Raw genomic sequence first — 16,366 nt, forward strand, 5'->3', positions numbered from 1 at the left:
CTGGGTCGTTCAGTGGGCTATTCGAGCACCTACTCGGCGACCTCACAGACGCCGAACGGGTTCTCGTTGTGGCGGGCCTGCTCGGCGCCGAATCCGATATCGAACACGATCGAGTCGGTCTGGATCTCGTTGCCCACCTCCTCGGGGTCGATCGACCACTTGAAGCCGAAGTAGTACGTGGAGCACGCGCTGAACGGCGTCGCGTTCACGTCGGGACAGCTGACCGTCGGTCGGGTCTTGTCCGTGTCGTTCCCTCCCTGTCCCGCGGCGTCTGGCTCGTTGAGCGTCAGGAGCGGCTCGGCGTCGAGCAGCAGTCCGTCGCCCCCGAGGAACTCGCTGAGCTTCCCCTCGAACAGGCAGACCTCGCCCGCCTTGTGGAGAGCAATATGCTGGAACGTGCCGGCCACGTTGTTCGGTACCGTGCCGAAGCTGAGCTTCTCGCGCGGGCCCGCGGTGCCGTTCGCGTCGGAGGCCATCTCGCGGAGCAGCTCCCGCGCTTCGAGGATCGTGTCCTCGCTCGTGGCGTCGCCCGGAATCGGAACGAGGTCGTACTGGACGGTGTACACCGTCACGCCATCGTCTTTCGCCGCTTGTGCCTCGTCTTCGGCTGCTTGGACAGGGTCAGACCCTCCGCTCGTCGCAACGCCGTCACCGAGGATCACCATACACTTGCCCTCGGCGTCGCCGCCGTCGAGAACGTCGCGAGCCTCGCTAATGCCGTCGGCCATGTTCGTCCCCTCCCGATTCGAGGAGTCCTCGTCGAAATTCGGGCTGTCCGGGAGTCCTTCGAGGTAGTCCCGAGCCCCGTCGTAGTCAGTCCCGAGCGGGACATCGACCCGGCCGTTGTTGCCGAACGTGACTACGGAGATGTTGATCGGTTCCGGCGCGTTCTCGCTGGCCGCTTCCAGTTGGTCCACGAGACTGACGGCCCCGTCGACCGCGTCCTGGAGCTTCTGCGGGTCGTACTGATCCGTCGAGCCCTGGAGCGACGGGTCGGTCTCAACCATCGAGTACGAGCGGTCGAAGACGATGACTGTGTCGTGGTCGCCCATCAGCCCCTCGAAGGCGTTGTCGCCGTCGTCGTACCAGAACTTCACGTCAATGGAGTCGGCGAGCTCGCCCTGGTCTTCCCCCGCGGTACCGTCGATCTCCATCTCGGGCTCAGTCCGGCCGTTCTCCTTGTTCTCGATCAGATCGCCGCCGACCCGCAGGTAACCGGGGTTGTCAAACAGGTGCGCGCTGAACGTCACTTCGCCGTGGTCGCCGGGCTTGACGTCGTCGAGCTCGATCAGCGGGCCCGCGAAGTCGTCCGGCAGGTCCGCGAAGTACTCGCCCTTGTACTCGTCCGTGGCCGCGCGGATGTCGTACTCGTCGTTGTCGATGACCCAGTCCGAGAGGTACTCGCCGAAGTCCGGGATTATATCTTGGTCGTTGTCACCGTTCGAGTCCGGGTACGCGCTGATCTGTTCGAGGCCGTTCGGGCCCGTGTATGTCTGTTGCCAGTCGAGCAGGAGGTCGAACTGCCCGGCGGTGAGCGTGTTGTCCTCAAACGTTTCGCTGTCGTTGAAGTACGCCGTGGTACCGAGTCCCGCGCCCGCGGACGCGACGCCGACCGCGCCGAGGCCGGCGAGGACCTTGCGCCGCGAGAGTCCGATTGTGTCGTCTGTGTCTTGGCTCATGCTTTCTCTCCCGACCCGCCCCCGTCCGCTGCGGTCAGCCGAATCGGTTACTCCCCTCTCCGTGAGGTACCCACCTAGTTACGCGCAGCCACGTCACCGTCGAACGAGGGGTTCGATTCGGTGGAACGATCGGTTCACGCGGTCAAACGCCGCGTTCGACCGGCGGTCCGGGGCCCCTACTTCGGGCAAAAACGGCGGCAAGAACGCCGTACTTCGGTCGAAGTGACCGGTATGGTTCCCGTGTCGCCTCCGGGACGGCGACGGTCGCGGGCGAGGCGGGACCGAGCCGCTCGTCCCGGTGCGGGCTATCGGTTTCCCGACCTCGAATCCGGGGCGGCGAGCTCGTCGAACGCGAGGGTAGCCGGCGCATACATATGCCCCGAGCGGAAGATGTAGCGTCAACGACCGGTCTCCGTGCCGTGCGGAGTTCGGATCCGCGATCATGAAACTCAGAACAGACGTCCTCCCGGCGGAACAGGTGTATTCCATCCTCGCGAACGAGCGTCGTCGGCGCGCCATCCAGCAGATCAGAGACGTCGGCGGGACGGTGACCGTCCACGAGCTGTCGGCGCTGGTGGCGAGTCACGAGAGCGGCGAGAGCCCGCCGCCGAAGCGGTGCCGCGAGAGCGTGTACACGTCGCTCGTGCAGACGCACCTCCCGAAGCTGGAGGAGCTCGGCGTCGTCGAGTACGACCGGGGGACGCAGACGATCGAGCTGTCGCGGCACGCGCGAGACGTCTCGCTGTACACCGAGATCGTCGCCACGGGCGGGGTGACGTGGTCGGAGCTGTACCGCGCGCTCGGCGTCGTCTCGCTAACCGTCCTCCTCGCGGCGCTGCTCGGTGCCCCGCTCGTCTCCGCGGCCGATCCGGTCCTGTTGACGAGCCTCGCGCTCGGGCTGTTCGCCGCCGCGAGCGCCTACCAGCTCTGGCTCAACCGCTTCTCCGTGCTCCGGCAGTTCCGGATCGGACGCGACGGCCTGCTCTCGCGGCGGCGGAGCTGAGACGAACGCCGACGTCTGCGATCCGTCGGGTTAGTTGATAAACAAGCCACCAGTGATTCGGAGGGCTTCACCACGAAACGACCGGTCGCGGCGTGTTATTCGGCCGCGAGCGACGGCGGCAGGTCCATCTCGAACAGTCGGGCGTCGCAGGCGGTACAGCGGCCGGCGATCACGTCGCGGGTCGTACAGCAGGACTCGACGACGCGCTCTTCGAGCCGCACGGCCCCCTCGCAGACGGGACACGCCTCGGCGAACAGCCGAAGCGCGCCGAGCACGCCGCTCCGCGCCGCGAGGGGGAGCGACGGCCAGTCGTCGAGCCGCTCGGTCAGCGCGCGGTCGGCGGCGACGTCGGCGAGGAACGCCGCGCGCGACTCCCAGTGGCCGATGCGTTCGTCGTCGGCGAACGCGAACCCGGTCCCGCCGCGCCAGTCGAGCGAGAGCGACTCGGCGTCGACGCCGGTGAGCGACGCGAGCGCCGCCAGTTCGGCGTCGCCGCCGGCGTCGATGCGCGTCTCGCGGAGGGCGGCGTCCCACGCGGCCGCGAACCACGGGGCGAACTCGAGGTCGGCGCCGTCGGGCGTCTCGACGAGCACGTCCGCCGACAGCAGGTACGACTCCGCGTCGACCTCGGCCGGCGGCGCGGGCTCGGTCCCCTTCCCGAACAGCCGGAGGACGCGCTCGGGGAGGTAGCGCTTCGTGAGTTCGGGCGTCCCCGGGACGAGGTAGCCGCGGAGCCAGATCGCGGCGAGCGCGGCCCCGAACCCGGCAGCGCCGAGGGCCGGGCCGGCGACGGCGGCCGCCGCCGTCGCTCCGGCCGCCGCGATCGCGACGTTGACTCCGGTACACGGGAGACAGCGGTTCTCGCCGGTGTACTCCGGACGGCGGAAGCGGTCGAGGGGGCGGCGGTCGGCCTGCCCCGCGTCCGGGTCCGAGACGGTCGTGTCGTGTGTGATCGTCATGACGCGGTCTTGGCGCGGAGCGGTCGTATGTATGCAGCGCCTACCGGCCGCGTTCCGGCCCGAGACGAGCGCTCGCCGCGAGTTCGCGGGCGGTGCCACGCGGACGGGGAGACGGGGCGCTTCGGTCCGCCTCGTTTCGCGATGAAATTAACTATATCTGGTAATTGTACCGAGACGTCCTCTATCAAAGCACGATAATAGACGCCTCAGACGATCAAATACGTTTTGTATGAAATAATAGACATACTTAAAGTGACAAGTTATATGTGCTTCGGTGTCAATTGGCAATCGGAGCGGATCCGCGGCAGAGAGCCATGACACCCCAACTTGCCGGCACGACGGAGAGAGAGCGACGACGGGGACGGACCAACGCGGGACGAGATATTCACGATGCTGAGCAACCAGCGGCGACGGAACGTGATAACCTACCTGAAAGAGCGCGGGGACGACGCCCGCGTGAGGGACATCGCCGAACAGCTGGCGGCGTGGGAGAACGACCGCGAGATCAACGAGGTCACGTACAAACAGCGGAAGCGCGTCTACACCGCGCTCCACCAGTCGCACCTGCCGAAGCTGGCGGAGGGCGGGTTCATCGACTACGAGCCGAACAGGGGGATCGTCTCGCTGACCGAGGAGAGCCGAGAGCTGGAGGTGTACCTCGAAGTCGTCTCCGAAAACGAGATCCTGTGGAGCGAGTACTACCTCGGCCTCGCCGTCGTCTGCGGGCTGCTCGGCGGCGCGGCGTGGATCGGGACGGTCCCGTTCGCGGGCGTCTCCGGCTACGCGTACGCGGTCCTCTTCGCGGTGCTGTTCGGCGTCTCCGGGGCGGTGCACCGCACGGTGACGCGCCGGAACCGGGTGTAGGCGCTCGGGACGCGACACCCGCAGGGTTTTAGCCGCCCACGGCGGGAGTACGGACATATGCCAACGGGGATCGTCGGGGAGTTCCTCGATCTCAAGGCGGAGACGGACGCGGACGTCCTCGCGATGCAGTGCGGCGACTTCTACGAGTTCTTCGCGGACGACGCGGAGCTGGTCGCCGACGAGCTCGACCTCTCGATCTCGCAGAAGTCCTCGCACGGCTCGTCGCACCCGATGGCGGGCGTCCCGCTCTCGGAGCTGACCCCCTACGTGAAGGCGCTCGTCGAGCGCGGCTACCGGGTCGCCGTCGCGGACCAGTACGAGACCGACGACGGCCACGCCCGCGAGATCACCCGCGTCGTTACGCCCGGGACCCTCCTCGAAACCGCCGACGACGACGCGCGGTACCTCGCGGCGGTGGTTCGCGAGGAGGACGAGACAGACGGCCCCTACGGCCTGGCGCTCGCGGACGTCACCACGGGCCGGTTCCTCGTCACCGAGGTCGACGACGAGAGCGACCTCCGGGCGGAGCTGTACCGGTTCGACCCCGCGGAGGTGCTCCCGGGGCCCCGCGTCCGCAACGACGACCGGCTGCTCGGCGCGGTCCGCGAGGACCTCTCCGGGTCGGTCTCGCTGTTCGACGCGGAGGCGTTCGCGCCGGGGCGGGCGAGACACGCCGTTCGGGAACAGTTCGGGCGGGAGACCGCCGACAGCGTCGGGATCGACTCCGACCTCGCGCTGCGCGCGGCCGGCGCGGTCCTCGGCTACGTCGAGGAGACGGGCGCGGGCGTGCTCGCGTCGATGACCCGGCTCACGGCGTACGGCGACGGCGACCACGTCGACGTCGACGCGACGACCCAGCGCAACCTCGAGCTCACGGAGACGATGCGCGGCGAGGGGGAGGGGTCGCTGTTCGAGACGGTCGACCACACCGTCACCGCGGCCGGCGGCCGGCTGCTCCGCGAGTGGCTCACGCGGCCGCGACGGGACCGGGCGCGGCTCGACCGCCGGCTCGACGCCGTGGAGGCGCTGGCGTCGGCGGCGCTCGCGCGCGACCGCCTCCGAGAGACGCTCGGAGCGGCGTACGACCTCGAACGGCTCGCCTCGCGGGCGACGAGCGGGAGCGCTGGCGCACGCGAACTCCTCTCGGTGCGCGACACCCTCGCGCTGGTGCCGGAACTCGTCGACGCCGTCGAGGGGACCCCGCTCGCGGACTCGCCGGTCGCCGAGGTGCTGGACGGCCTCGACCGGGAGCGCGCGAGCGCGCTCCGGGGCGAGCTCGCCGACGCGCTCGCCGAGGACCCGCCGAAGGCGAAGACGCAGGGGGGGTTGCTGAAGCCGGGGTACGACGACGAGCTCGACGAGCTGATCGAGAGCCACGAGGAGGCGGCCGAGTGGCTCGACACGCTCGCGGAGCGGGAGAAGCGGCGCCACGGGCTCAGCCACGTCACGGTCGACCGCAACAAGACGGACGGCTACTACATCCAGGTCGGAAAGTCGGTCGCCGACCGGGTGCCGGACCACTACCGCGAGATCAAGACGCTGAAGAACTCGAAGCGGTTCGTCACCGACGAGCTCGAAGAGCGCGAGCGGGAGGTCCTCCGGCTGGAGGAGGCCCGCGGCGAGCTGGAGTACGAGCTGTTCGAGGAACTCCGCGAGCGGGTCGCCGACGACGCCGCGCTGCTCCAGGACGTGGGGCGGGCGGTCGCCGAGGTCGACGCGCTCGCGTCGCTCGCGACTCACGCCGCCGGCAACGACTGGACGCGCCCGGAGCTGACCGACGAGCGCAGACTCGACGTCGAGGCCGGTCGCCACCCCGTCGTCGAGCGGACGACCGACTTCGTGCCGAACGACCTCCGGCTCGACGGGGAGCGCGGCTTCCTCATCGTCACCGGCCCGAACATGAGCGGGAAGTCGACGTACATGCGGCAGGCCGCCCTGATCCAACTGCTCGCGCAGGCGGGGTCGTTCGTGCCCGCCCGGGCCGCCGAGGTCGGGCTCGTCGACGGGATCTACACCCGCGTCGGCGCGCTCGACGAGCTGGCGCAGGGCCGGTCGACGTTCATGGTCGAGATGCAGGAGCTGTCGAACATCCTCCACTCGGCGACCGCGGACTCGCTCGTCATCCTCGACGAGGTCGGCCGCGGCACCGCGACCTACGACGGGATCTCCATCGCGTGGGCCGCGACCGAGTACCTCCACAACGAGGTGCGCGCCCGCACCCTCTTCGCGACGCACTACCACGAGCTGACGGCGCTGGCGGACCACCTCCCGCGCGTGGCGAACGTCCACGTCGCCGTCGACGAGCGCGACGGCGAGGTGACGTTCCTCCGGACCGTCCGCGACGGCCCGACGAACCGGTCGTACGGGGTCCACGTCGCCGACCTCGCGGGCGTCCCCGACCCGGTCGTCTCCCGCGCCGACGCGGTGCTCGACCGGCTCCGCGAGGAGAAGGCGATCGAGGCGAAGGGGTCCCGGACCGGGAGCGAGAGGGCCGGAAGCGGGGGCCCGGGAGACGGGAGCGGCGGTCCGGGAGACGGCGGCACGAAACAGGTCGTCTTCGACCTCTCGTCCGGGTCGTTCGCGGGCGAGGGTGACGCCGGGCCGGCCGGGGCGTCTGGGTCCGCCGAAGCGGGCGCCGACGGCTCCCCCCCTGAAGAGGGTCGAAACGGGGCGGTTCGGGAGTCGGCGTCGGGCGGCGCGGCGGAGGCCGCCGAGGCCGACCGCCTCGATCCGGAGACCCGCGCCGTGATCGACGAGCTGAGCGACGTCGACGTCGCGGAGACCGCGCCGGTGGAGCTGCTCGCGCGAGTGCAGGAGTGGCAGGATCGGCTCGACGACGGGGACTGAGACGCGGGACGCGGGGCGCGGGACACGGAGCGCGCCCGGGTGCGTCTGACGTAAGAACTAATGTCCGACCTCGACGTGTGGTGTGTATGGGCATCATGAGCAAGATCCTCGGCGGGGGCGGCAACCGCTCCGTCGACGACTACGTCGAGCTCGACATCGACGACTTCGCCGAGGCGCACGCCGAGACGGGGATGCAGGTACACATCGCGGAGATCGGCGACCAGAGCGACGTCATCCCGATCAAAGACGCCGTCTACGACGGCGACTTCGTCATCGCCGACATCACCCGGCACTCCACGTCGGACCGGACGATCGAACACATCATCGACGAGCTGCGACAGGTCGCCCAGGAGGTCGACGGCGACATCGTCCAGAAGGGCGACGACCAGATCGTCGTGACGCCGACGGGCGTCTCGGTCTCGCGGGAAAAGCTGTAGCCGGGACCCGTCCCGTCCTCGGGGTCACCGTGTTCTCGGGCTCACCGTGTCCTCGGGACCCCCTCGCCTGCGCGCCGATTGTACGACGTTCGCCCGTCCGTCCGCCGTGACCGTCGGGTACGGGGTCGAACCGTGTGTTATATGCCCGTCTCCCGCCCACGTACGACCGAATGGACGAGCCGGTCCTGCTGACGGGCGCCGGCGGACGGGTGGGCCAGGCCATCCTCCGGGGCATCGGCGACGACTACGACTGGCGGCTCCTCGACAGGGAGCCGCTCCCGGCCGCGAAGGTGCCCGACGGGGTCACCGACGCCGACCGGTACGTCGCGGACATCACCGACGAGCGGGCGGTCCGGGAGGCGATGCGGGACGTCGGCGCCGTGATCCACCTCGCCGGCGACCCGCGGAAGACGGCGCCGTGGGACTCCGTGCTCCGCAACAACATCGACGGGACGCAGGTGGTGATGCGCGCGGCCGCCGAGGCCGGCGTCGAGCGGTTCGCGTTCGCCTCCTCGAACCACGCGGTCGGCGGCTACGAGACCGACGACCGGACCCCCGACCTGTACCGCCCGGACGACGGCTACCGCCTGGACGGCACCGAGCTCCCCCGGCCCGGGAACCTCTACGGCGTCTCGAAGGCGGCCGGCGAGGCGCTCGGCCGGCTGTACCACGACGAGCACGGGATGAGCGTCGTCTGCGTCCGCATCGGGAACCTCACGAAGGACCACCCGCCCCGCGAGTACGAGCGCGGGCAGGCGATGTGGCTCTCGCACCGCGACTGCGCGCACCTGTTCGACCGGTGTCTCCGGGCCGACTACGGCTACGAGATCGTCTACGGCATCTCCGACAACGACCGGCGCTACTACTCCCTCGAACGCGCCCGCGAGGCGCTCGGCTACGACCCCGCCGACAACTCCGCCGACTACACCTTCGAGGGCGAGCCGAAGGAGGGGGCCGCGACGGGCGGCGGGGAGGGGGATTCCGACCGGACCGCCGCCGACGAACCCCCCGCGGAGCCGAACTTCCCCTCGGACCCCGACACCCCGACCGACGGCGCCTGACGGGGGGTTAGAAGAGGTCGTCGACGTCGCGCCGCTTTCGCTCCGCCAGTTCCACGTGGTCCGCGAGCCGCGCGGCCACCTGCGGGCGGGCGTCGGGCTCGCGGAGGAACGCGAAGAGGAGCTCCGCGAACCGCGTCCGGCCGGTGCCGCGCTCCTCGCGCGCCAGCGCCGCCGCCGCCTCGAACGTCGCCGGGTCGCCGCGGTCGACCGCCTCGGCGAGCGCGGGCGCCGCGAGCAGCGCGGCCGAGAGCGTCAGGTCGTCGAACCCCGGCGCCGCGCCGCCGATCCGGATCGGCGGGGGGGCGACGCGTTCGACCGTTTCGGGGTCGGCCGCGAGCCGTCGGCACCACTCCCGGACGGTCGCGACGTCGACGCCGTGGGCCCCGCCGTCGGCGTCAGAAGGCGTCTCCTCGGCGAATCCGGACAGGTACCGCGCGCCGTTTCCGGCGCAGCCGGCCGCGCCGGACCAGTTGCCCTCGGTCGCGTGGCGGGTGGCCGCCGCGGCCGCGATCAGCCCGTGGAGCAGGCGCTCGTCGTCGCCCTCGTCGAGCGGGAGCCACGCCGCCTCCCACGGGTCGTGGGCCGCGAGGACGTGCCCCTCGTTGAACAGGGCGGCGCCGGCGGCGAGGGCGGCCGAGACGGAGGGGGGGCCATCGGCGTCCTCCGCGTCGTCGGCGGCGTCGCGGACGCCCGAGTCGCGGTCGGTCATGCGCGGGTGTCGACGACGGCGACGTAAAAAGGGCGAGACACGCGTCCGGGTCGGCTCACCGCTCCCCGGGACCTACCGCCGAGTCGCCGCCGGGAACCGGCAGCGCCCGGTCGACGACGGCCGGGTAGCGGCGCCAGAGGGTCGCGCCGGCGACGACGCCGACGGAGAGGGCCAGTACGAACGCGGCCGCGACCGGGAGAGAAGCGGCCGCGACGGTCGCGACCGGCAGCGTCGCGAGGACGGCCAGCGCGCGCGGCGACGGCGGCGCGGCGGGGCGGGGACCCGCGTACGGGTCGAGGTGTGCGGTGCGTCCGTGGCGGGGTCGGTCTCGTGTCATCGTTGGAGGGGAAGCGGCGCGAGGCCCTCGCGCCGCGGTCGGCGGCCGTGCGGCGGGGACCGTGTCGGGTCCGAAAGGCGTCATCGGCCGTGAGAGCGTCTGAGGACGGGAGGGGACGCCCGATACGGGGGTTCGCTCGGGCGCGTCCTCACGCAGGGGAGGAACCGAGGTAATAGTTTCCCGAGTGTGCGGATCAATGGCGTGATTCGGCGCTCCGAGGGGATGTCCGCGGATCACCGCCGGCGGAGCGGCGCGGCCGGGCGGCCCGGTCTCGCGCCACCAGTACACTAAGGAGGGCGGCGCGCGTACGAACCGTAGACGTGTCCAGCCTGTTGCCGGTCATCGCGGCGATCCTCGTGTCGGGGCTCGTCGTCCAGCTGGTCGCTCACCGGCTGAAGGTGCCGAGCGTCATCTTCTACCTCCTCATCGGCGTCGCGCTGGGACCGGAGGCGTTGGGGCTCGTGACGCTCGAAACGTTCGGGAGCGGGCTCGAAATCGTCGTCGGGATCAGCGTCGCCATCATCGTCTTCGAGGGGGCGTTCGCCCTGCGGGTCGACCGGATCCGCGGCGCCTCCACGGTGTCGCTGCGGCTGGTGACGGTCAGCGCGCTCGTGATGTTCCTCGGGACGGCGGCCGCGGTCAGGCTCTTCGAGGGCGCCAGCTGGGAGATCGCGCTGCTCATCGGCGCGCTGCTCGTGGCGACCGGGCCGACCGTCATCACGCCGATACTCAACGTCGTCCGGGTCCGGGACCACGTCGCCACCGCGTTGGAGACCGAGGGGATCGTCAACGACGTGACGGCCGCGATCGTCGCCGTGGTGATCTTCGAGACGCTGCTGCTCGACGACCTCGGGGTCCCCGCGACCGTGTTCTCGTTCGTCGAGCGGCTCGGCGTCGGCGTGCTCGCGGGCGTGCTCGCGACGGTGGTGATCTACTACCTGCTGGAGAGCGACCTGGTCCCCGAGCGCGACGTGCAGGCGTCGCAGTTCCTCGTGTTGGCGGCGGCGGTCGGGGCGTTCGCGGCCGCCGAGGCCGTCGCCGCCGAGGCGGGCATCGCGGCGGCGGCGACGAGCGGGATCCTGCTCGGCAACCTCGACATCGAGAACAGGGAGGAGATCGAGCGGTTCGCGGAGAACACGACGCTGGTCGTCCTCTCGTTCGTGTTCATCTCGCTGGCCGCGCTGATCGACGTCGAGGCGGTCCTGCAGCTCGGCCTCGGCGCCGTCGCGCTCGTCCTCGTGATCATGCTCGTGCTCCGCCCGCTCGGGGCCCTGATCGCCACCGCCGGCGTCGAGCGGTTCACGCGCCCGGAGCGGCTGTTCATCGCGAGCGTGGGGCCGCGCGGGATCATCCCGGCGAGCGTGGCCACGCTGTTCGCCATCGAGCTGGAGCTCGCGGGGAACGTGGCGGCGGGCGAACTGCTGGTCGGGACGGTGTTCGCCGTCATCTTCGCGACGGTCGCGATCGAGGCGGGGCTGGCGCGGCAGATCGGCGACGCCCTCGGAGTGTCACCAATGCGCACGATAATCATCGGCGGCGGCCGGGTCGGCCGGGCGCTCGCCACACGACTGGAGCGGCGGGGCGAGTACGTCGTCGTCGTCGAGACCGACGACGAAGCGATCGAGCGGGCGCGCTCGGAGGGGTTCACCGTCCACGACGGCGACGGCAGCGACACCGAGACGCTGCGCGACGCGGGCGTCGAGGACGCGAAGCGCGTGATCGCGGTGACGGGCGACGACGACATCAACCTCCTCGCGTGCCAGCTCGCGATCACGAAGTTCGACGTCGATGCCGTGTACGCGCGGGTGAACGAGTCGGACAACCTCGACGCCTTCGAGAGCATCGGCGTGAAGGGGATCGACTCGCCGACGGCGACGGCGGTGGCCATCGACGACGAGATCGAGCGGCCGGCGATCACCCACTGGATGAACGAGCTCGGCGACAGCCACGACGTGCAGGAGGTGGAGGTGACCGCGGAGGAGCTCGCCGGGAAGACGATCCGCGACCTCAACGCGCAGATCCCCGACGGCACCTTCGTCGCCGTCGTCAGCCGGGACGGGGAGAACCACGTCCCGTCGGCGGACAGCGTGCTGGAGTACGGCGACCACGTCACCTTCATCGGCGACTCGGACGCGGTCAGGCGCGCGATGGAGCGGTTCCACCCGCACGACTGAGCGCGGTCGCTCACAGCCGTCGGCGTATGCACGACTCGCGGTGCTCACCGTGTTCGCCACGTGGTGCGTCTGAAAGCGTCCCGATCGTCACGTGTTGTGTCCGAAAACGTCCTGACGGAGTCCTGCGCGAGCGAAGCGAGCGCAGGGCACGTCAGGACGCGAACGCCGAAGCAGGCGCTCCGCGACGCGGAGCGCCTGCGAGAAGTGAGCGTCCTGACGGAGATTTGAACTCCGGTCCCTGGCTCCGCAAGCCAAGAGGATAGTCCACTACCCTACCAGGACTCAAGCAGACGTACCGCGGTGGAACTTAAGACGGTTACGGTCCGGAGGCCGCGTGGCGGAGGGTCGCACGCGACGCGGCGGGCGAGAGGCGACCGCGCGCGAATTGCACACCTTTTGTATCGAGGGGACCGATGAACGGATATGACTGAACCTCGATCCGCGGCGTCGCCGCCGCGGAGCCGACGAGCGACCGCGCCTCGGGCCGGCCCAGCGGCGGGCGCGCGTTCGGCCGCGGAACCCCGGCAAGGACAACGCTTATCCGCGGACTCGACAACCGAGGAGGTACGCGTATGGGAGCCATAGAGGACGTCTACGAGGACCTCGACACCGACGTCGAGTTCGAGGAGTTCGAGGCGGCGGTCGAGGACAAGGTCGAGCAGATGGGCGGGCTCGCCGACGAGGAGACGGCCGCGATGCTGATCGCCCACGAGCTGCGCGACGAGGAGGCCGACACGATCGCCGACATCGAGCCGGGGATGAACGAGGTGAAGTTCCTCGGGAAGGTGACCTCCATCGGCGAGGTCAAGACGTTCGAGCGCGACGACGAGGAGGCCGAGGAGGGGCGCGTCTGCAACGTCGACGTCGCGGACGCGTCCGGCTCGGTGCGCGTCGCGCTCTGGGACGACATGGCCGCGGCGGCCGACGAGGAGCTGGAGGTCGGCCAGGTGCTCCGCGTCATGGGCCGCCCGAAGGAGGGGTACAGCGGGCTGGAGGTGAGCGCCGACAAGGTCGAGCCGGACGAGGACGCCGAGGTCGACGTGCAGGTGCTCGACACCTACCGCGTCGAGGACCTCTCGCTCGGCGCCGCCGACGTCGACCTCGTCGGCCAGGTGCTCGACACCGACTCGATCCGGACGTTCGACCGCGACGACGGCAGCGAGGGGCGCGTGGCCAACCTCACCGTCGGCGACGAGACCGGTCGCGTGCGCGTCACCCTCTGGGACGACAAGGCCGACCTCACCGAGGAGTTCGAGCCCGGCGAGGTCGTCGAGGTCGGGGACGGCTACGTCCGCGAGCGCGACGGCGACCTGGAGCTCCACGTCGGCGACCGCGGCACCGTCGAGCGCGTCGACGAGGACGTGGAGTACGTCCCGGAGACGACCGACATCGCCGACCTGGAGATCGGGGAGACGGTCGACATCGGCGGGGGCGTCATCGAGACGGACCCGAAGCGCACCTTCGACCGCGACGACGGCAGCGGGGGACAGGTCCGGAACGTCCGCGTCAAGGACGACACCGGCGAGATCCGCGTCGCGCTGTGGGGCGACAAGGCGGACCGCGAGATCGAGCTGGCCGACCGCGTCGTCTTCACCGACGTCGAGATCCAGGACGGGTGGCAGGACGACCTGGAGGCGTCCGCGAACTGGCGCTCGACGGTCACCGTCCTCGACGAGGGCGCGGAGACGGCGAGCGGGGCCGCCGGCGGCGCGGCGGGAGCGAGCGGCGGGAGCGGCGACGGGGGCGACGAGCGCGGCGGGGAGAACGCCGGGCTCGGAGCCTTCGCGGAGGACGGACAGAAGGCGGCCGCCGAGGCCGTCGCGGGCGAGACCGGCGACGGCGGAAGCGGCGGCGAGAGCGCCGGATCCGGCGGGGCCGCGGCCGCGACGGCGGAACGGTCGGCCGAGGACGTCGAGTTCACGGGCACCGTCGTGCAGACCGGCGACCCCGTCGTGTTGGACGACGGCCAGCGGACGAAGAGCGTCGAGACCGACGCCGGCCTCCGGCTCGGCGAGGAGGTGACCGTGCGGGGCGCGGAACGCGACGGGACGATCCACGCGGACGACGTGTTCTGATCGCCGAGAGGCGGCTCCGGACTCCCGCTCGTCGGGTCCGGGATGCGGGAAGCGACGCGTCGAGTCGCCGCGACGCCAGCGCTCGGGCGCGGAGACGGCGGTAACGGAAAGCGTTATACCGTGCACGGACGCGACTGTGTGTATGAGTGTCGAGTTGCCGTTCGCGCCGGTGGACGGGATCATCCGGCGGAACGCCGGGGAGCTCCGCGTCAGCGCCGACGCCGCCGAGGAGCTGGCGCGCCGCATCCAGTCGCACGGCGCGGAGCTGGCGATCGACGCTGCCGAGCGGGCGACCGAGGACGGGCGAAAGACGCTGATGGCGTCGGACTTCGGCGTCGAACAGGTGATCGCTCGCGAGGACCTCACCCTCCCGGTCGCGCCCATCGACCGGATCGCGCGGCTCCGGATCGACGACCGCTACCGGGTCGGCGTCGACGCGCGGATCGCGCTGGCCGACATCTTGGAGGACTACGCCGACAACGTCGCGAGCGCGGCCGCGACGCTCGCGCGACACGCCGACCGACGGACCGTACAGGCCGAGGACATCGAGACGTACTTCGCGCTGTTCGAGTAGATGCGGTTCGGCTACAGCGAGCGGTGTCTCGCGCACGACACGGGGGAACGACACCCGGAGAACCCGGACCGACTGCGCGCGATCCGCCGCGGGCTCACCAAGCGCCACGGCGTCGAGTACGTCGAGGCGGACCCGGCGGCCCGCGAGGAGGTCGTCGCCGTCCACGACGCGGCGTACGTGGACGAGCTCGAGGCGTTCGTCGACGACGGCGGCGGGAGCTGGGACCCCGACACCGTCGCGAGCGAGGGGACCTGGGACGCCGCGCTCACGGCCGCCGGCCTCGCGCAGTGGGCGGCCCGATCGGCGCTCGACGGGGCCGACGGCCGGAACACGCCGTTCGCGCTCGGCCGCCCGCCCGGACACCACGCGGTGCCCGACGACGCGATGGGGTTCTGCTTCTTCAACAACGCCGCCGTCGCGGCCCAGACCGCCCTCGACGAGGGCGCCGCGGATCGGGTCGCGATCTTCGACTGGGACGTGCACCACGGGAACGGCACCCAGGACGTGTTCTACGACCGCGGCGACGTGCTCTACTCGTCGATCCACGAGGACGGGCTCTACCCGGACACCGGCGACCTCGAAGAGATCGGCCGCGACGACGGCGAGGGGACCACGGTGAACCTCCCGCTCGGCGCCGGCGCCGGGGACGCCGACTACCGCTACGCCATCGACGAGGCGATCGGACCGGCGATCGACCGGTTCGACCCCGATCTGCTGATCGTCTCGGCGGGGTTCGACGCCCACCGCCACGACCCGATCTCGCGGATGCGCGTCTCGTCGGAGGGGTACGCGATGATGACCGATCGGATCCGGTCGGTCGCCGACGACGCCGGCGCGGTCGAGGCCTACGTGCTGGAGGGCGGCTACGGGCTCGACACCCTCGCCGAGGGCGTCTCGATGGTCCACGAGACGTACGACGGCCGAACCCCGGTCACGGACGACGAGGAGCCGGACGCGAAGACGGAGTCGCTGGTGGCGGAGCTGCGGGAGCTGCTCGACCTGTAGGCGGCCGGTCGCCCGACGAACGGCTCGCTTCGCTCGCCGTGTCGTTCGTCGGAAACGCCCGGAGCGGGATGTGAACCACGGTCGTTCCGCTCGTGTCACTCGCTTCACTCCCTGATTCAAATCCCTTCGTCTGCGTTCGTCGACGCCGGACTCGCTCGTCGCTCCGCTCCTCGCTCGTAATCGGCGTCGACAGAAGCGCCCGGAGCGGGATTTGAACCCGGAGGACTTCGCTCACTGCGTTCGCTCGTCCTCAGATTCAAATCCTTTTGCGACCGTTTTCGACGAACGGCTCGCTCCGCTCGCCGTGTTGTTCGTCGAAAACGCCCGGAGCGGGATTTGAACCCGCGTCACGACCGTGACAGGGTCGTATGATGGGCCACTACACCATCCGGGCAAACAGCGACAGAAGCCCCGAAACGGGGGACGCCCGGAGCGGGATTTGAACCCGCGTCACGACCGTGACAGGGTCGTATGATGGGCCACTACACCATCCGGGCTTGTCGCACTCGTTCGTACCCCTGTCTGGCAAATAAGGCTTGTCATCGCCGGCGACGGTGGGGACGGATACCAGGGACGAGACGGCCGGCGACGGGCCGATCGCGGCGGTAGCCTTTTGTATGATAACCGCGTGAGTGAGAGTAT

Annotated in this window: 13 protein-coding genes and 3 tRNA genes; 9 read left to right on the top strand and 7 right to left on the bottom strand. The window is 70.5% G+C overall.

Annotated elements, in window-relative coordinates:
• Positions 1-29 precede the first annotated feature (29 nt).
• Entirely contained in the window at positions 30-1,679 is a 1,650-nt protein-coding gene (locus NO900_RS15430; RefSeq protein WP_256409925.1) for a SipW-dependent-type signal peptide and vWA domain-containing protein, read from the bottom strand.
• Positions 1,680-2,121: 442 nt separating this feature from the next.
• Between NO900_RS15430 and NO900_RS15435 the strand changes: the two genes are divergently transcribed.
• Positions 2,122-2,682 (top strand): DUF7344 domain-containing protein, encoded by a 561-nt coding sequence (locus NO900_RS15435; protein WP_256409926.1) that lies wholly within the window; start codon positions 2,122-2,124, stop codon positions 2,680-2,682.
• A 95-nt stretch (positions 2,683-2,777) separates the two neighbouring features.
• On the opposite strand, the gene NO900_RS15440 is transcribed toward NO900_RS15435, so the two are convergent.
• A complete protein-coding gene (locus tag NO900_RS15440) occupies positions 2,778-3,641 on the bottom strand; it encodes a DUF8054 domain-containing protein (protein WP_256409927.1) in 864 nt (287 codons plus the stop codon).
• Positions 3,642-4,031: 390 nt separating this feature from the next.
• Between NO900_RS15440 and NO900_RS15445 the strand changes: the two genes are divergently transcribed.
• The 4 genes from NO900_RS15445 to azf all read left to right on the top strand — a co-directional run bounded on the left by NO900_RS15445 (position 4,032) and on the right by azf (position 8,850).
• On the top strand, positions 4,032-4,505 hold the full coding sequence (locus NO900_RS15445; protein WP_256409928.1) for a DUF7344 domain-containing protein: 474 nt from the start codon (positions 4,032-4,034) through the stop codon (positions 4,503-4,505).
• A gap of 57 nt (positions 4,506-4,562) precedes the next feature.
• Positions 4,563-7,352 (top strand): DNA mismatch repair protein MutS, encoded by a 2,790-nt coding sequence (gene mutS, locus NO900_RS15450; RefSeq protein ID WP_256409929.1) that lies wholly within the window; start codon positions 4,563-4,565, stop codon positions 7,350-7,352.
• Between the two features lie 86 nt (positions 7,353-7,438).
• Positions 7,439-7,789, top strand: coding sequence for a cell division protein SepF (locus NO900_RS15455; protein ID WP_092567268.1), 351 nt, complete (start codon positions 7,439-7,441; stop codon positions 7,787-7,789).
• Between the two features lie 170 nt (positions 7,790-7,959).
• Positions 7,960-8,850, top strand: a complete 891-nt coding sequence (gene azf, locus NO900_RS15460) for an NAD-dependent glucose-6-phosphate dehydrogenase Azf (RefSeq protein ID WP_256409930.1) — start codon at positions 7,960-7,962, stop codon at positions 8,848-8,850.
• Between the two features lie 7 nt (positions 8,851-8,857).
• Here azf and NO900_RS15465 read toward each other — a convergent pair whose 3' ends face one another.
• A complete protein-coding gene (locus tag NO900_RS15465) occupies positions 8,858-9,559 on the bottom strand; it encodes a DUF309 domain-containing protein (RefSeq protein WP_256409931.1) in 702 nt (233 codons plus the stop codon).
• Between the two features lie 55 nt (positions 9,560-9,614).
• Positions 9,615-9,896 (bottom strand): hypothetical protein, encoded by a 282-nt coding sequence (locus NO900_RS15470; protein WP_256409932.1) that lies wholly within the window; start codon positions 9,894-9,896, stop codon positions 9,615-9,617.
• Between the two features lie 332 nt (positions 9,897-10,228).
• Between NO900_RS15470 and NO900_RS15475 the strand changes: the two genes are divergently transcribed.
• A complete protein-coding gene (locus NO900_RS15475; protein ID WP_256410011.1) occupies positions 10,229-12,070 on the top strand; it encodes a cation:proton antiporter in 1,842 nt (613 codons plus the stop codon).
• A gap of 209 nt (positions 12,071-12,279) precedes the next feature.
• Here NO900_RS15475 and NO900_RS15480 read toward each other — a convergent pair.
• Positions 12,280-12,352, bottom strand: a tRNA-Arg gene (locus NO900_RS15480).
• A gap of 290 nt (positions 12,353-12,642) precedes the next feature.
• Here NO900_RS15480 and NO900_RS15485 point away from each other — a divergent pair.
• From NO900_RS15485 to NO900_RS15495, 3 genes are all read left to right on the top strand, one after another.
• Positions 12,643-14,145, top strand: a complete 1,503-nt coding sequence (locus NO900_RS15485; RefSeq protein ID WP_256409933.1) for a single-stranded DNA binding protein — start codon at positions 12,643-12,645, stop codon at positions 14,143-14,145.
• A 142-nt stretch (positions 14,146-14,287) separates the two neighbouring features.
• The gene (locus NO900_RS15490; RefSeq protein WP_094522281.1) at positions 14,288-14,719 is read left to right on the top strand and encodes a histone; all 432 of its coding nucleotides are present in this window, start codon (positions 14,288-14,290) and stop codon (positions 14,717-14,719) included.
• Entirely contained in the window at positions 14,720-15,724 is a 1,005-nt protein-coding gene (locus NO900_RS15495; protein WP_256409934.1) for a histone deacetylase family protein, read from the top strand.
• Between the two features lie 321 nt (positions 15,725-16,045).
• Here the strand turns inward: NO900_RS15495 and NO900_RS15500 are convergent.
• Together NO900_RS15500 and NO900_RS15505 are read right to left on the bottom strand one after the other, a co-directional pair.
• Positions 16,046-16,118, bottom strand: a tRNA-Asp gene (locus tag NO900_RS15500).
• A gap of 30 nt (positions 16,119-16,148) precedes the next feature.
• Positions 16,149-16,221, bottom strand: a tRNA-Asp gene (locus NO900_RS15505).
• Between the last annotated feature and the right edge of the window lie 145 nt (positions 16,222-16,366).

It is taken from the genome of Halorubrum rutilum (genome assembly GCF_024494565.1).

Excerpts from the sequence above, each read along its gene's own strand:
- NO900_RS15470 (WP_256409932.1), bottom strand. The coding sequence starts at position 9,896 with ATGACACGAGACCGACCCCGCCACGGACGCACCGCACACCTCGACCCG.
- NO900_RS15445 (WP_256409928.1), top strand. The coding sequence starts at position 4,032 with ATGCTGAGCAACCAGCGGCGACGGAACGTGATAACCTACCTGAAAGAG.
- NO900_RS15435 (WP_256409926.1), top strand. The coding sequence starts at position 2,122 with ATGAAACTCAGAACAGACGTCCTCCCGGCGGAACAGGTGTATTCCATC.
- NO900_RS15465 (WP_256409931.1), bottom strand. The coding sequence starts at position 9,559 with ATGACCGACCGCGACTCGGGCGTCCGCGACGCCGCCGACGACGCGGAG.
- azf (WP_256409930.1), top strand. The coding sequence starts at position 7,960 with ATGGACGAGCCGGTCCTGCTGACGGGCGCCGGCGGACGGGTGGGCCAG.
- NO900_RS15430 (WP_256409925.1), bottom strand. The coding sequence starts at position 1,679 with ATGAGCCAAGACACAGACGACACAATCGGACTCTCGCGGCGCAAGGTC.
- NO900_RS15495 (WP_256409934.1), top strand. The coding sequence starts at position 14,720 with ATGCGGTTCGGCTACAGCGAGCGGTGTCTCGCGCACGACACGGGGGAA.
- NO900_RS15490 (WP_094522281.1), top strand. The coding sequence starts at position 14,288 with ATGAGTGTCGAGTTGCCGTTCGCGCCGGTGGACGGGATCATCCGGCGG.
- NO900_RS15455 (WP_092567268.1), top strand. The coding sequence starts at position 7,439 with ATGGGCATCATGAGCAAGATCCTCGGCGGGGGCGGCAACCGCTCCGTC.
- mutS (WP_256409929.1), top strand. The coding sequence starts at position 4,563 with ATGCCAACGGGGATCGTCGGGGAGTTCCTCGATCTCAAGGCGGAGACG.
- NO900_RS15440 (WP_256409927.1), bottom strand. The coding sequence starts at position 3,641 with ATGACGATCACACACGACACGACCGTCTCGGACCCGGACGCGGGGCAG.
- NO900_RS15485 (WP_256409933.1), top strand. The coding sequence starts at position 12,643 with ATGGGAGCCATAGAGGACGTCTACGAGGACCTCGACACCGACGTCGAG.